General features: G+C 68.0%; 14 protein-coding genes. 9 read left to right on the top strand and 5 right to left on the bottom strand.

The window, feature by feature from the left end:
- Positions 1–65 precede the first annotated feature (65 nt).
- Positions 66–410 (top strand): UBP-type zinc finger domain-containing protein, encoded by a 345-nt coding sequence (locus AB4Y94_RS07645; protein WP_441726983.1) that lies wholly within the window; start codon positions 66–68, stop codon positions 408–410.
- Positions 411–425: 15 nt separating this feature from the next.
- Here AB4Y94_RS07645 and AB4Y94_RS07640 read toward each other — a convergent pair whose 3' ends face one another.
- Both AB4Y94_RS07640 and AB4Y94_RS07635 read right to left on the bottom strand, forming a co-directional pair.
- Positions 426–2,099: an FAD-dependent oxidoreductase gene (locus tag AB4Y94_RS07640; protein ID WP_441726981.1), complete on the bottom strand. Its 1,674-nt coding sequence runs from the start codon at positions 2,097–2,099 to the stop codon at positions 426–428.
- A gap of 133 nt (positions 2,100–2,232) precedes the next feature.
- The gene (locus AB4Y94_RS07635; RefSeq protein WP_441726979.1) at positions 2,233–3,930 is read right to left on the bottom strand and encodes a BCCT family transporter; all 1,698 of its coding nucleotides are present in this window, start codon (positions 3,928–3,930) and stop codon (positions 2,233–2,235) included.
- A gap of 133 nt (positions 3,931–4,063) precedes the next feature.
- Between AB4Y94_RS07635 and AB4Y94_RS07630 the strand changes: the two genes are divergently transcribed.
- Positions 4,064–4,732: a cob(I)yrinic acid a,c-diamide adenosyltransferase gene (locus AB4Y94_RS07630; protein ID WP_441726977.1), complete on the top strand. Its 669-nt coding sequence runs from the start codon at positions 4,064–4,066 to the stop codon at positions 4,730–4,732.
- Between the two features lie 26 nt (positions 4,733–4,758).
- Here the strand turns inward: AB4Y94_RS07630 and AB4Y94_RS07625 are convergent, their stop codons facing one another.
- The 3 genes from AB4Y94_RS07625 to AB4Y94_RS07615 all read right to left on the bottom strand — a co-directional run bounded on the left by AB4Y94_RS07625 (position 4,759) and on the right by AB4Y94_RS07615 (position 8,685).
- On the bottom strand, positions 4,759–5,643 hold the full coding sequence (locus AB4Y94_RS07625; RefSeq protein ID WP_441726976.1) for a hypothetical protein: 885 nt from the start codon (positions 5,641–5,643) through the stop codon (positions 4,759–4,761).
- Between the two features lie 256 nt (positions 5,644–5,899).
- A complete protein-coding gene (locus AB4Y94_RS07620; protein WP_441726974.1) occupies positions 5,900–7,282 on the bottom strand; it encodes an LLM class flavin-dependent oxidoreductase in 1,383 nt (460 codons plus the stop codon).
- An 83-nt stretch (positions 7,283–7,365) separates the two neighbouring features.
- On the bottom strand, positions 7,366–8,685 hold the full coding sequence (locus tag AB4Y94_RS07615) for an HNH endonuclease family protein (RefSeq protein ID WP_441726973.1): 1,320 nt from the start codon (positions 8,683–8,685) through the stop codon (positions 7,366–7,368).
- A gap of 195 nt (positions 8,686–8,880) precedes the next feature.
- Here AB4Y94_RS07615 and AB4Y94_RS07610 point away from each other — a divergent pair, with 195 nt between their 5' ends.
- The 7 genes from AB4Y94_RS07610 to AB4Y94_RS07580 all read left to right on the top strand — a co-directional run bounded on the left by AB4Y94_RS07610 (position 8,881) and on the right by AB4Y94_RS07580 (position 15,174).
- Positions 8,881–9,705: a nuclease-related domain-containing protein gene (locus AB4Y94_RS07610; protein ID WP_441726972.1), complete on the top strand. Its 825-nt coding sequence runs from the start codon at positions 8,881–8,883 to the stop codon at positions 9,703–9,705.
- Positions 9,706–10,170: 465 nt separating this feature from the next.
- Positions 10,171–10,914 carry a FadR/GntR family transcriptional regulator gene (locus AB4Y94_RS07605; protein WP_441726971.1) on the top strand — a complete coding sequence of 248 codons (744 nt, stop codon included), beginning with the start codon at positions 10,171–10,173 and terminating at the stop codon, positions 10,912–10,914.
- Between the two features lie 110 nt (positions 10,915–11,024).
- Positions 11,025–11,882 carry a 2-keto-4-pentenoate hydratase gene (locus AB4Y94_RS07600; protein ID WP_441726970.1) on the top strand — a complete coding sequence of 286 codons (858 nt, stop codon included), beginning with the start codon at positions 11,025–11,027 and terminating at the stop codon, positions 11,880–11,882.
- Positions 11,879–12,676, top strand: a complete 798-nt coding sequence (locus tag AB4Y94_RS07595) for a 2-keto-4-pentenoate hydratase (protein ID WP_441726968.1) — start codon at positions 11,879–11,881, stop codon at positions 12,674–12,676. The genes AB4Y94_RS07600 and AB4Y94_RS07595 overlap by 4 nt, the downstream gene beginning before the upstream one ends.
- A complete protein-coding gene (locus AB4Y94_RS07590; protein WP_441726966.1) occupies positions 12,673–13,509 on the top strand; it encodes an ABC transporter permease in 837 nt (278 codons plus the stop codon). Before AB4Y94_RS07595 ends, AB4Y94_RS07590 begins: the two co-directional genes overlap by 4 nt.
- Positions 13,509–14,363 (top strand): ABC transporter permease, encoded by an 855-nt coding sequence (locus AB4Y94_RS07585; RefSeq protein ID WP_441726963.1) that lies wholly within the window; start codon positions 13,509–13,511, stop codon positions 14,361–14,363. The genes AB4Y94_RS07590 and AB4Y94_RS07585 overlap by 1 nt, the downstream gene beginning before the upstream one ends.
- Positions 14,364–14,379: 16 nt before the next feature.
- A complete protein-coding gene (locus AB4Y94_RS07580) occupies positions 14,380–15,174 on the top strand; it encodes an ABC transporter ATP-binding protein (RefSeq protein ID WP_441726961.1) in 795 nt (264 codons plus the stop codon).
- Positions 15,175–15,183 lie beyond the last annotated feature (9 nt).

Here is a 15,183-nt window from a genome sequence, read left to right as displayed (position 1 = left end):
GCCGTGAGCCTCGGCCACGGCTCACCTTCCGGTCGTAGAATCGACGGCACGCCGGAAGGAGAATTGTGAGCGACAGCGTGATCGACCCGATCGTCGCCCCGTCGGGCACGGGCTGCGTCGAGTGCCTGGAGCACGATGGTTGGTGGTTCCACCTGCGGCGCTGTGCTACCTGCGGGCACGTCGGCTGTTGCGACTCGTCGCCGATGCAGCATGCCAGCGCCCACGCGGCCGAGACGGGGCATCCGCTGGCCCGGTCGTTCGAACCGGACGAGAGCTGGTTCTGGAACTACCAGACCAACGAGTTCGCCGCCGGTCCTGAGCTGTCGCCGCCGGCCCACCGCCCGCGCTCGCAGCCGGCGCCCGGGCCCGCCGGCCGGGTGCCGTCCGACTGGAGAAAGCACCTGCACTAGACGCTCCGACATCGTTCAGGTGGTGCGCGTGCCCATCGCCACATGCACGGATGCGACGGCGCTGGCACCTTCGCCGACCGCTGCTGCAACGCGTTTCATCGACCCTCGCCGAACGTCTCCCGCGGCGAAGACGCGCGGAATGCTCGTCTCGAACGGCAGCGGCGACCGGCCCAATGCTGACCAGGCGTCGCCGAGATCACTGGGCTCAAGTTGCACGTCGGTCTTGATGAACCCGTTCTCGTCGGTCGCAATGTCGGCCAGCCAGGTGCTGGCAGGGTCGACGCCGATGAAGCAGAACAGACCCCGGCAGGCCTTCCGGTGCACGCCGCGGGAGCGGTCGGTGATCGTGATCCCCTCCAGCGAGGTGTGACCTTCAAGGCGCGTGACCTCCGCGGATTGATGAATCGTCACGCGCGGTTCCACCAGCAGCCGGTCGACCAGGTAGCTCGACATGCTGGCGCGGATGTCGGGGGCCCGGACCACCAGGCTCACCTCGCTCCCGCGCGAGGCGAAGAGCAGGGCCGCCTGCCCCGCTGAGTTGGCTCCGCCGACGACCGTGACCGGACCCGCGTCGATCAGCCGCGCCTCCAGCTCGGTGGCCGCATAGTAGATTCCGGTTCCGACGAAGTCGTCCCAGCGGTCCAGCGCCAGCGACCGGTAGTGCGCTCCCGTCGACACCACAATTGCGTGGGCGTGCAGTTCAGCGCCGCCTTCGAGGAGGACAGCCATCCGTTCACCGTCGACGGAAAGGGCGATCACCTCACACGGACTGTAGATCCTGGTGCCGAACTTCTGCGCCTGCACCGTGGCCAGACCGGTCAGCTCGCCGCCGCTGATGCCGTTCGGAAACCCGAGGTAGTTCTCGATCCGTGAGCTCGCTGCCGCCTGGCCGCCCGGACCGATCCCGTCGAGCACGACGGTGGTGAGGCCCTCCGACGCCCCGTACACGGCCGCGGCGAGTCCGGCGGGACCACCGCCCACCACGACCAGGTCCACCTCTTCGTTGTTGCCGATCGGCAGGGACAGGCCCAGTCGGGCGGCGATGAGTCCCGGGGTGGCGTTCCTGATCACGTCGTCGCCGATCAGCACGGCGGGGAAGTCGGCGCTCTCGACGCCGGCTGACGCCGCGAGCGCGAGACCGGAAACCGATTCGTCGTGGAGCCACAGGTACGGCAGCTCCAGGCGCAGCAGGTAGGACTTCAGTGCGAAGCCGCCCGCCGACCACGGGCTGCCGATGACCTCGATGCTGCGTGCGGCGGGTCCGTTGCGGATGAGTTCCCTGCGGGTGCGGAACGCCCGGAGCAGCAGGTCGGAGAGTTCCGGATCCTCTGCCATCAGCTGGCGGAAGCGCGCGGGGGAGATTCGGTGGATGCGCCCCGGGTGGCTGGCCCGAGCCGTCAGGTAGACGGTTTGCCCGGTCAGGAGACTCAACTCGCCGAGGAACCGGCCGGCTCCATGCCGGGCGACAAGTTCTTCCGGCGCGTCCCGGGTCCGCTCGCGCACAACCTCGATTTCACCGGAGTCAACCAGAACGAGGTCGTAACTGAGGTCGCCGCTTCGGAACAGGACATCGCCGGTCTCGACGTCTTCCGGCGACCCGTATGCACGCATCCGGGTCAGCTGGGCGTCGGTCAGCTGCGGGCTTCCCGGGATCGGACCGGTCGCCGGGGCGAGTTGTGGCATGGTCATGGTCGTTCCTCCTCCGCACGTTGGGCGGGAACTGCCAGTTCGCGTACCGAACTGCGGGGATTTTCGCCACGGATGCGCAAAAGGACCGATTTTCGGCCCGGTGGAGTGAGAATCCCAGCGGTTATGTACACGGCTACGTGCCGTCCCCGTCCAGCGGGGACGCGGCCGCTTCGGCCGCCGGGCTCTCCGCGGTCGGATTCGTGAACGGGACCGCCCCGAGCGCCTCCGAGGAGGTGCGGACCGGCCCGAGCGTGCGCTGCCGCAGCGGATCACGGCGCAGGTCGACATAGAGCGAGACGCACAAGCCGATGATGATCAGCACGAACGGGCTGGCCGCCAGGATGGTGAAGGTCTGCAACGCCCCGAGCCCGCCGACGAACAACAGCACGGCGGCCACGGTGCCGGTGAGGACCGCCCAGAAGATCACCAGCGGCTTCCACGGCTCCTTTCGCCCGCGGCTGGAGAGCGTGCCGAGCACGAGAGCGCCCGCATCCGCTCCGCTGACGAAGAACACCGCCGTCAGCACCATCACCACCAGCGCCGACCCGATGAAGAACGGGTACTGCTGCAATGCCGCGAAGAATCCCGCGGCCTCACTGCCGGTGCCGGCGATGTCAACGCCGTTCAGTTGCAGCTTCAGCCCCGCCCCGCCGAAGACAACGAACCACAGGATGCTGACCGCGGTGGGCACCAGAAGCACCCCGAGCACGAACTCGCGGATGGTGCGGCCGCGAGAGATCCGGGCGATGAATGTGCCGACGAACGGGGTCCAGGAGATCCACCAGGCCCAATAGAAGATCGTCCAGCTGGCCAGCCAGCTTCCGCCGCCGAAGACCGCGGAGTGGAAACTCATCGGGACCAGGTTGGCCAGGTACGCCCCGACCGATGATAGCAGCAGGTTCAGGATGAACACCGTCGGGCCGACCACGAAGACGAACACCACGAGCACCGCCGACAGCACCATGTTCGTGTTACTCAGCCACTTGATGCCTTTCGCCAGCCCGCTCGCGGCGGAGAACACGACTCCAACGGTCAGCACGCAGATGATGATGATCGGCAGGGTCGTCCCCGGGTCGTCGCTGAACTTCCCGGTGGTGAGCAGTGACACCCCGGCCGCGATCTGCAGCGCACCCAGCCCCAGCGAGGTCGCCGAGCCGAACTTGGTGCAGATGATCGCCAGGATGTCGATCGGCTTGCCCCAGCCCTTCGTCTCGATCCGCTCCTTGCCGAACAGGGCCTGGAACGGGGCGCTCATCAGGTTGCCCCGGCCCATCCGGTAGGTCGAGTAGGCGAGGGCCAGGCCGACAACGGAGTAGATCGCCCAGGGATGAAGCCCCCAGTGGAACAACGTGTACGCCATGGCCGCGTTGGCCGCATCCGCACTGTTCGGCGCCGCGTCGACGAACGGGGGAGGTGACGCCAGGTGGGTGACCGGCTCGTACACCCCGAAGAACATCAGCCCGATTCCCATCCCGGCGCTGAACATCATGGCCACCCAGGAGAGCGTGGAGAATTCGGTGCCCTGTCCCTCACGGGAGAGCGGGATGCTGCCGTACCGCCCGAACGCGAGCACCAGGGAGGAGATGACGAAGCCCGATGCCCCGAGTATGAACAGCCAGCCCGCGTTGCTCGTGACCCAGCCGAGAGCGGATGCCGCAGCGTCGCCCACCGGCTTGGTGAAGACCACGCCCAGCACACACACCACCAGGATGATCCCAGCGGATACGCCGAAGACGGTTTTGTCGACCGTCGCCCAGCCCGTTCCGCCGGGTTCGCTGACCGCATCCCCCAGGGAGGACCCGATTCCCTCGTCAGGCTGACCCCTCGACATGTCGCTCCTCGCTGATCGACTACTCGCCGATCGAACACTCCCGGTCACGGAAAGGCGCCGGGGTGCGCGAAGAACCTGCCCGCGGCATCCTTCACGCTACGCGGATGACGGGGCCATTACTATAGTTGCCGCTATGGCTGAACTCGACGATCCCGGATCGGCTGAACCGGCCCTGTACACCGGCCGGGGGGATTCCGGGCGCACCACCTTCGGCCGCCACGGCGAAGTCGCCAAGACCGACGTGCGCGTCGCCGCCTATGAAGACTGCGACGAGGCGAATGCGGCGGTGAGCGTCGCGATGGCGGTGGGCGGCTTGCCCATCGAGGTGACGTCGACCCTCGCCAGCGTGCAGAATGACCTGTTCGACCTGGTCGCGGACCTGTCGGTTCCGCTCGACGATCCCGTGCCGGCGACCGCGCGCATCCGCGAATCACACCTGACCCGGCTCGAGCGCGCGGTCGACCACTTCGCACAGGAAGCGGACGACCTCAGCGGTTTCGTGCTGCCGGGCGGCACGGTCGCCGCGGCCCTGCTCTACCAGGCGCGAGCCGTTATCCGCAGGGCCGAGCGAACGGTGTGGGCCGCCGTCGAGGCGCACCCGCAATCGGTCAGCCCGTGGGCCGCGCGGTACCTCAACCGGCTGTCGGCGCTGCTGTTCGTGCTGGCCCGCGGCGCCAACGCCGAGCACGGCGACGTGCGGTGGGTGCCGGAGGCGTCGGCGCGGGCGATGGCGCAGGAAGACGTCGGCGATGCGGGTCCGGCAGCGGCGCCAGACTCGGATGGTGAGGCAGCCCCGGCCTAGTCGAGTCTGTGCCCGAGCAGGCCGCGTCAGCCCACTTTCGTCAGCGCGGTCATCGACATCGACGAGGACTGCCCGTTCTGGCAGGTCTGGTAGAGCAGGTCGAAGCCGCGCGGCAGGTCGGCGGTGGTGGCCGTGTCCTGGTTGAGCATCGCCACGATGCCCTCAACCCGGTACGTGCCGGCACGCAGCCCGGTCAGGGTGATCAGCGTTCCGGGATCGTCGGGAAAGTCGCGCCCGCCGCACGACCAGTGTTCGGCGATGGTGGGCACGCCGCCATAGCGGGCGGTGAGGTCCACGGAGCCGAGGCAGGCGTCCAGTTCGGGATACCAGCCGGCGGCATGCACGTGGTTGGTGTAGCGCTCGCGAAGAATGCGATCCTGTTCGGCGGTCCAGGCCGCGACGGCGTCGGTGACGGCCTGCCGCGGCCCGGCGAGGTCGGTGGCGACGGCAGCGAGATCCTGGGCGGCCGGGAATCGCAGCGCGGCCAGTCGGCCGGCCGCCTCGCGGAGGGGGATGCCCGCCGACAGCAGGCCGTCGTCGGGGACGTGCGCGGCAGCATCCGTTGCCGTCTTCAGCGCCGTTATGGTGGGGCGGATGCGCGCGGTCGCGTCGTCGATGGCGGTCGCGAGCGTGAGCCGCGGTTCCTCGGTGAGCACCTTCCCGGCGCTGTCCGCGAGCAGCCGCTGGGCGTCATCGATCGCTGCCCGGGCGGAGGCGGCGACGGTGGCGGACCCCGCCTGGCGGCTCGCGAGCCCGGCCGAGGCCGAGGCGTACTGGGCCTGGGCGGTGGCGCGGAGCGCGAGCAGCGTGCCGAAGCAGACGAGGACGGCCGTCACGGCGAGGGCGGCGACCAGCAGCGCCCGGCGGCGGCGAGAGCGAGCGCCGACGATCGGCGGCTCTGGCTGGGGCATCACGGTCGGTCAGCGGATGTTGTTGGGACGGTCTTCATGGTCGGGTCTATCCTCGCAGACCGCGACGCGCTTCTTTGAGCGTTGCTGGGGGCGTGCGTGACACCTCGAACAGAGTGTCATGCAAACGTGTGCATGGCAACAACTCTCACGCGACCTTTGCCCACCGGGCCGGTCGCGTAGGGGAATCCTGGTACCGATTGGCGTGCGGCACAGGTGCCAAACGGCGTGCGGTGACCGCCCGAAAGGGCGAGCGGGATCAGACCCGAGTCGCCGCACCCAACCGGTATCGGGCGCCGTGGTGCTCCTCGGGCAGGCGGTCGCCGCGCCCGTGCAGCTTGTTGCGCAGGGTGCCGGCGACGTACTCCTCCGGGTAGGCGCCGCGACGGCGGAGCTCCGGGATCACGAACTCCACAATGTCCTCGAACGTGCCCGGCGTGATCGCGTAGGCGAGGTTGAAGCCGTCGACATCGGTGTCTTCCACCCATTCCTGCAGGTGGTCGGCGACCTCTTCGGGCGAGCCCACGATGAACGGCCCGAGCCCGCCGATCACGCCGAGCTTCGCGATGTCGCGGACCGTCCACTCGGAGCCGTCATCGTTCGCCGCCTGGAAGTTCGCCACCGCCGACTGGATGGCGTTGTTCTTCACATTGCCGATCGGCTCGTCGAGGTCGTACTGGGAGAGGTCGATGCCCATCCAGCCCGACATGAAGACGAGGGCGCCTTCCTCGCTGGCGTAGGAGAGGTACTCCTGGTGCTTGGCGTGTGCCTTCTCGCTGGTCTCGTCGGTGATGATCGTCAGCAGCGTGTAGATCTTCGCGGAGTAACGGTCGCGACCGGCCTGCTCGAGCGCATCCCGGATCTTGCCCACGGTCGCGGTGAGGCCGGACTTGGTCGACGAGGCCACGAAGATCGCCTCGGCGTTGCCTGCCGCGAAGGCGATGCCGCGCGGTGACGCCCCGGCCTGGTAGATCACCGGCGTGCGCTGGGGGGACGGCTCGGACAGGTGGATGCCCGGCACCGTGAAGTTCTTGCCGTAGTGCCCGATCTCATGCACCTTGCTCGGGTCGGTGAACACGCCGGTTTCCCGGTCGCGGATGACGGCGTCGTCTTCCCACGAGCCCTCCCACAGCTTGTACAGCACCTCGAGGTACTCGTCGGCGACGTCGTAGCGGTCGTCGTGTTCCAGCTGGTCCTCGTGCCCCATGTTCCGGGCGGCGCTGGGCAGGTAGCCGGTGACGACGTTCCACCCGACGCGACCCTTCGTCAGGTGGTCGAGCGTCGACATCCGTCGTGCGAACGGGTACGGATGCTCATACGCGGTTCCCGCCGTCACACCGAATCCGAGGTTCTCGGTCACTGCGGCCATGGCGGAGACGAGCAGGATCGGGTCGTTCACCGGCACCTGGGCGCCGTGCCGGATCGCCGCCTCGTTTGAGCCGCCATAGACGTCGTAGGTGCCGAGAACGTCCGCGATAAAGATGCCGTCGAAAGTGCCCCGCTCGAGGAGCTTGGCCAGTTCGGTCCAGTAGGAGAGGTCCTTGTAGCGCGAGGACTGGTCAAGCGGATGCCGCCACATTCCGGACGACTGGTGGGCGACGCAGTTCATGTCGAAGGCATTGAAGCGAATTTGTCTGGGCACCCAACCATCCTGAGGCCCGGCGTTCCGCACCGCTACAGCGCCGCCATTTCGCGTAACAAACGGCTTGGTCCACTGGCGCATGGTTACTGCTGGTGCCACCTCGCGCGGTCGGGGCTGTTAGGCGTCGTCCCGCAAACCATTGCGGTGCCCTTCGAGGTGACGCCCGTTGCGCCTGATGGAGCGCAGAAAGCTCCGGGATGGACGACTCCCGGCGCCGGGGCTGGTGCGACAGGGGCCGGCGCCGCGGGTGCCGGGGCGGCCGGAGCGGGCGCTGGAGCTGGAGGTGCTGGTGCCGGCTCGGGCACGATGACCGGCGCAGGCACCGGCGCCGCGACCACCGGCGCCGGCGGGGGTGCGAACGCCGACGTCACGGCCCGTTCGTCCGGGCAGGCCGAGAGCACGCGGGCCATCGCGTCATGCTCGGCCGGCGCCACCCAGAGACCGTAGGTTGCTTTCACAGAAACCTGACGGGAGACGTAGGTGCATCTGAACGCCTTGGCAGCGGGAAGCCACGTGGCCGCGTCGCCGTCCCCCTTTTGCGCGTTCGCTCGGCCATCGGCAGCCAAGAGGTTCAAGGGATCGTTGGCTAGCGAGATTCGCTGTGCCTGGCTGAGCTGCTGTGCGCCGGTCTGCCAGGCGTTGGAGAGTGACACAACATGGTCGATCTGCACGAGCGTTGAGGTGTCGTTGCCGCGCACAAAGTCAACGATCTTGCCGGTGTATGGTTCTGCGAAGCTGCCGCTCAGCACCTTGCATGGCCCAGAGCGCACCACAGCGGTGAGGTCGCGGGCGAGGATGTCGTTGCGGGTGTCGCATCCGTTTCGGTCGACGTCGAGCCACGCCGTGCCGAACACTGCCGTGCGCGCGTAGCCGGTCTTGGGGGCCTTGCCCTTCACCGGCAGAGTGGCGAGCAGGGCCAGTGCGGTTGTGTCCGTGACCGACTTGTCAAGGACCGCTACGGCTGGCGCTTCGCTCGGTTCCGTGGCGGTTGCTGGATCGACAGGTGACTCGTCGGTGAATGCGACGGAGGCATCCGGTGCGGACGTCGGCGTCGGGGTGGGGCTGGGCGATTCCACGGCGGGGATAGCGGCGACGACATCCGCTTCATCGGCACGGCTGCTCGCGACGAACGACGCACTGACGACAGTGACGATCATGCATGATGCGAGCGTGATCGCCGCGACTCGCCGCGACGCCAGGCGTGCCCATGAGCCACGACCGGTGGCGAGCGCGTAGACGCTCGTGACAACGCCCACCAGTGCTGCCATGAGTATGAGGCCGGCGACGCCGCCGGATGCCGTCCCGCCGATGATCAGAAGAGCCGCCACCACAATCATCGCCAAGGTCAGCGGTTTGACGCCCCGAGGCGCGGAAGCACGATCTGTCGGTGCAGGGGTTTTCACGAGAGACTCCTTCAGAATGCACGATCATGCAAACGTATGGGAGTTGTTCGGTGGGAGACCAGACCCAGTACGCGTGTCACGCAATGCGCTGGGGCGGGCCGTCGCGTGTCTTCCTGGTGCTACTCGTAGCGGCCCGTTCTGGGGCTGCAGCCCATCCCACCGCTCGGGCTAAGTTCGACACGGAACGGGGGATCCATGTACATCGACGCGCCAAGCATGCGGAAGCAGCTGCCCGCCCAGGCGGTCATCGAGGAACTCCTGCGGCAGCACAGCACGACCCTGCCCCGCTCCGGCTTCGGCCGGTTCTTCGGCTACTCGCCGCTCGCCGCAGACAGCGTCAGCTGGTACCAGGGCGCCAAGGGGGAGATCGTCGTCGGCGAGATCCTCGCGAGGCTCCCTCCGGAGTGGACGGCGTTCCACGCCCTCCCGATCGGGAAGAACGGCTCCGACATCGATCACCTCGTCATCGGCCCCGGCGGTATCTTCACCATCAACACCAAGCATCACGCCGGCAAGTCCGTGTGGGTGGCCGGACGCACCCTGATGGTCTCCGGGCAGAAGCAGTCCCACATCCGCAACGCCGACTACGAGGCCGGGCGGGTCACGAAGCTCCTCCGGCAGCGGATGCCGCAGCTCCCGTCCGCGCAACCGGTACTCGCCATCGTCAACCCCAAGTCCCTGAAGATCAAGGCCAGGCCCGACCAGGTCAAAGTCCTGGACGCGACGGCGCTCCGCCGGTGGCTGGTGGGGCACCGGCCGATGCTGGGCCGCGCCGAACTCGACGAGCTCACGGCGCTCATCGACGACCCCGCCACGTGGCCGCCGGCATTGTTTCCGCCGACCATCGATGCACGGGCACAGTTCGACGTGCTCGACGTCGAGGTGCGCGCAGCCTACATCCGGCGGACCCTCTGGAAACTGTGTGCTTCGATCGGCGCCGGCGCTGCGGTCATCCTCGCCGGGCCGCCGATCATTTCAGCGGTGATCAGCGCATACATCGCAGCCGTGGTGGGCCCATGACTCCGACGCGAGCGGCCTGATGGTTGAGGGATTATTCAACGGGACAAGCGGGAGTCGCCCTTCCCGGTGGAACTGATCCGCCTGGTGGAACTGAGCCGCGACCAAGGGTCGTGCGTACCAACCCCAGCCCCTTCGGTGAGGTGTCGGATTCCGTGGTCTGCCCGAAGTGCGGCCGTGCAGAGCCCGCACCCGTTCATAACTCCTGCATTTTCGCGCGGGGCTGCCCAACGAGCCCAGTTTTCCGGGCCCTTCCGTCCCCAGGGCGACCGTTTTGCAGGAGTTATGAACGGGGTCGAGGGGGCAACCACGCCCAGGCCCTGCGCCCGGTGGGTAATTCCTGGGATTTCGGCTTGGAATTGCGCGCGACCGCGGAAATACGCGGGGCGGCGGCGAGACACCCGCGAATTCCGAAGGGCCGCTAAATAGTCTCCTATTCAGCATGTTCAATGCTACGATTCGTCAACCATGATTGATTCCCTCGACGGCGGTATCAGCCTCACGTTCGACCGGGTGAGCACTGATCGGGTGTCACGAGCCGAGTCGGTTGCCCACCAGGTCAGCGAGCTGATCTCGCGGCAGAACGTGCAGCCCGGAGCCCGGCTGGGCCGCAAATCCGACCTGCGTGACCAGTTCGGCGTCGCAGCCTCGACCCTGAACGAGGCGATCCGACTGCTGGAAAGCCGTGGCCTGGTCGAGGCGCGTCCCGGCCCCCAGGGCGGTATTTTCGTCGCGAAGCCCACCGCTCAGATTCGACTCAGCCATCTGATCCTCGGGCTCGACGCCACCTCTCTCTCGATCGCCGACGCGCTCGAGATCCGCAACGCGCTCGAACTCCCGCTGGCCGCGCATGCCGCTATCCACGCGGATCGGGAGGGCCTGGCCCGCCTGGAGCGCATCGTTCGCCGGATGGGCGAGTTGCAGGACGACCCGGCCGAATACCTGCGGCAGAATTGGCAGCTGCACGAGGCAATCGCCCTCCTGTCGAGCAATGAGATGCTGCGCACCATCTATCTCTCGCTGCTCGACACCGCCCGGCACTCGCTTCGCGACGTCGCGCCCGACGCGCACTTCCGCGAAGCCTGGCAGGAGAATTGGGCCCTGCATCGTGAACTCGTCGATGCGATTGCCTCAGGCAGCCCCGGGCGCGCGCGCATCGCGGCCGAGCGTCACGCCCCGTACGCGGAACGGCTCAACGACACCATCGCCTGATCGGCCCCCGTACTGGGAGGCCCTATTGTTATCAACATATTCGACATGATGAATAATATGGACTAGCGTAATCCGGAACGCAGCCCGCACCACGACAACGAGGTCAGCACTTGAACGACATTGAGTACTCCACCGCAGACATCGGCACCCTCGCCGATGCCCTGCTCGAGGCATACGCAACGGGCCAGCCGGTGCGCCCCCTCACCGAGGCCCACCCCGACCTCCGGCTCGAAGACGCCTACCGGGTCCAGTTGCACCAGGTGGAGCGGTGGAAGCAGCAGGGCCGCGTCGTCGCCGGCTACAAGGTCGGCCTCACCTCGCTCGCCATGCAACGCCAGCTCGGTGTGGACCAGCCCGACTTCGGGCACCTGTTCCGCGACATGATCCTCGACGGCACAGGCTCGGGCCTCGACGCCGGCGCCTTCATCAGCCCCCGGATCGAACCGGAGATCTCCTTCGTTCTCAAGCACGACCTCCGCGGTCCCGGCCTCAGCACAGCGGATGTGATCGGTGCCGTCGATTACGCCATCGCGTCGCTCGAGATCATCGACTCCCGCATCGCCGACTGGAAGATCCAGCTCTCGGACACCATCGCCGACAACGCCTCCTCCGGCGCGCTGGTGCTCGGCACCCGCCCGGTGCGGCTCGATACCGCAGACCTCGGGCTCGCCGGCTGCGTGCTCGTGAAGAACGGCGAGGTCGTCGCGACCGGTGCCGGAGCCGCCGTGCTCGGCGACCCGATCAACGGCGTGCGCTGGTTGGCGAACATGCTCGGCTCCCTCGGGCAGACGCTCGAGGCCGGCTCGGTCGTGATGGCCGGCTCGATCACCGCCGCCGTCCCCGTCGCCCCCGGAGACACCATCACCGCCACGTTCGCCCACCTCGGTTCGGTCAGCGCTCGTTTCGCTCCGGCAGCGGCAGCGGCAGCGGCAGCAGCATCAGCAGCATCGACGGAGGTCGCAGCATGACGACAACAGACTGGTCGACTGAGAAGGTCGCCGACATCCTCCTCGACGCCGAGGCGACCCGCACCGACCGCGGCCGCATCACCGACGAATGGCCCGGCCTCGACCTGGAGACCGGCTACGCCGCCCAGCGTGTGCTGATCGAGCGCAAGCAGGCCGACGGCCACACGATCGTCGGCGTCAAGCTCGGCCTCACCTCTCGTGCCAAGCAGCAGCGGATGGGTATCGACTCCCCGTTGACCGCCGTGATCACCGACAAGATGGTGCTCGAAGCCGGCGTCCCGATCGCGCTCGACGAGCTCATCCACCCCCGGGTGGAACCCGAGATCGTCTTCGTGCTCGGCGAACGCCTCGAGGGCCCCGGCGTGACCGCCGCCTCCGCGATGCGCGCCGTCGCGTCGGTGCACGCCGGCCTTGAGGTGATCGACAGCCGATACCGCGACTTCAGCTTCGCGATGCCGGACGTGGTCGCCGACAACGCCTCCAGCGCTCGGTTCATCGTCGGCGCGACATCCGTCTCACCGGTCGGACTCGACCTCGCCCTGGAAGCCTGCGTGCTGCGCATCAACGGCGCCGTCGTCGACACCGCGACCGGCGCCGCCGTGCAGGGTCACCCGGCAGAGGCCCTCGCCCTGGCCGCAAACGCCCTGGCCGCCCGCGGTGAGGCCATCGAGGCCGGGTCGATCGTGCTCACCGGCGGCATGACCGACGCCGTGTTCATCCACGACGGGGACGAGGTGTCCGTGGAGTTCACCACGCTCGGCCGGATCGTAGCACCCGTGCGGAGGTCAGCATGAGCACCGACACCCGCACCGAGACCAGCACCGGCACCCCTACCGTCGCCACCCTGCCCGTGCGCCGCCGCGTAAGCCCCAAGGTCACCCGCGGCCTGACCGGCGTCGCGGTGCTGCTGGTGCTCGCCGAATCGGTGTCCCGGTTCGGCATCGTGCCGGCGAACATCCTGCCGCCGATGTCCCGGGTACTGCTGGACACCGCCGGGCTGCTGGTCGACCCCGAGTTCCTCGGCGACGTCGGCGCCACGCTCACCGCATGGGCGATCGGCCTCGGCCTCGCGATCATCGTCGCCGTTCCGCTCGGGCTGGTGCTCGGCTCCTTCCGCATCGCCTACGAGGCGTCGTCGGCGGTGGTCGAGTTCATGCGGCCGATCCCGTCGGTCGCCCTCATTCCGCTGGCCATCCTGGTGTTCGGCCAGGGCGCCGACATGAAGATCGCGCTCGTGGTGTACGCCTCGCTCTGGCCGATCTTCTTCAACACCGTCTACGGCGTGCGTGATGTCGACCCGGTCGCCAAGGAGACCGCGCGCACCTTCCGGCTCGGCCGGATCGGCATCCTGGCCCGGGTGAGCCTGCCGTACGCGGCGCCGCTCGCCGCCACCGGTGTGCGCATCTCGGCCGCAATCGCCCTGATCGTGACGATCAGCGCTGAGCTCCTCGCCGGTTCGGCCAGCGGCATCGGCTCATACATCCTGCGGATCAGCTCGGGCGGCGGTGACACGTCGCTCGTGTTCGCCGGGACCATCGTCGCCGGGCTCATCGGCGTCGTGGTGAACCTGGTGCTCGTCGCCATCGAGCGGAAGATCTTCGCCTGGAAGAAGGAGGGGGTGGCGTAATGGCGCTCACTGCACCAGTGACAACGGCCAACCGGCCCCGCGGAACCGAACAGCAGGCCGCCCGCCGCCAATGGTGGGGACGCTTCGCCCTGCGCTGGATCGTGCTGGCCGTGCTGATCACAGTCTGGCAAGTCGCGACCGTCGCGTTCCCCTCCCCGTTCTTCCCGCAGCCGATCCGCATCTTCGAACGGGCCGCGCTGCTCTGGCTTCCCGGCGCGAACGGGATGCTCACGCCGAGCATGCTGAACGACGTGTTGCCGAGCCTGGCCCGCGTGCTCCTCGGCTTCGGCATCTCGGTGGTGGTCGCGATCACCGTCGGCACCGCGATCGGGCTCAGCCGCAAGTTCGGCGACTACGTCGACCCGATCATCCAGTTCCTGCGGGCGGTTCCGCCGCCGGCGCTGCTGCCGATCTTCCTGGTGCTCTTCGGCACCGACGACCAGATGCGGGTCATGCTGATCGCCTTCGGCACCGCCTGGCCGATCCTGCTGAACACCATCGAGGGCGTTCGGTCGATCGAGGAACTCAAGTACGAAACCGCCACGGTGTTCCGCATCGGCTTCGTCGGCCGGCTCACCCGGATCGTGCTGCCGGGCGCCGCGCCGAAGATCCTCGCCGGAGTGCGCACCAGCCTCTCGCTCGGGCTGATCCTGATGGTCATCTCCGAGATGGTCGCCGCCTCCAGCGGCATCGGCTTCTCGATCGTGCAGGCCCAGCGCGGCTTCGGGTTCCTCGACATGTGGGCCGGGATCGTGCTCCTCGGCATCATCGGCTTCCTTCTCAACACGCTCCTCACCGTCGTCGAGCGCCGCATCCTCGCCTGGCAGCGCAGCTCCGGTCGCGAAACCGCCTAGTCCGTAAGGAAGAAACATGCTCAACGTCACACACCTCACCCACACCTACGGCACCGGCGCGAAGGCGCACCTCGCGCTCAAGGACATCACCTTCACGGTCGAGCCCGGCGAGCTGGTCTCCATCGTCGGCCCGTCCGGCTGCGGCAAGACGACCCTGCTGCGCACCATGGCAGGGCTGATGCGGCCCACCGGCGGCGACCTCACCTTCCTCGGCGACCAGATCACCTCGGTCCCCGAGGGGCTCGCGATGGTCTTCCAGGACTACCGCGGCTCGCTGTTCCCCTGGCTCACGGTCGAGGCGAACGTGCGTTTCCCGCTCACCCGGCTCGGCCTCAGCAAAGCGGATGTCGACGAGCGCGTCGGCGAGTCACTCACAGCCGTCGGCCTGACCGGCTTCGAGGACCGCTTCCCGTCGCAGCTGTCCGGCGGCATGCAGCAGCGGGTCGCGATCGCCCGCGCCCTCGCCTACCGCCCGAAGATCCTGCTCATGGATGAGCCGTTCGCCTCTGTCGACGCGCAGACCAGGGAAGACCTCGAAGACCTGGTGCTGTCGGTGAAGAAGAAGTTCAACATGACCATCCTCTTCGTCACCCACGACATCGACGAGAGCGTTTACCTGGCCGACCGCGTAGTCGTGCTCTCCAAGCCGCCGACGTTCGTCGTCACCACCCTCGACATCCCGCTTTCCGCCGATCGAGACCAGATCGAGACCAAGGAAGACCCGGAGTTCATCCGGCTGCGCGGTGAAGTCGCCCGCCTCATCCGCCACCCGAAAAACGACGACGTGGCCGCGGTGGCCGACGTCGCCTAACAGCGCAAC

Origin of the sequence: Glaciibacter sp. 2TAF33, from assembly GCF_052114945.1 — a bacterium.
Lineage (GTDB): Bacteria > Actinomycetota > Actinomycetes > Actinomycetales > Microbacteriaceae > Cryobacterium.
This window is presented reverse-complemented; position numbering and strand designations above follow the sequence as displayed.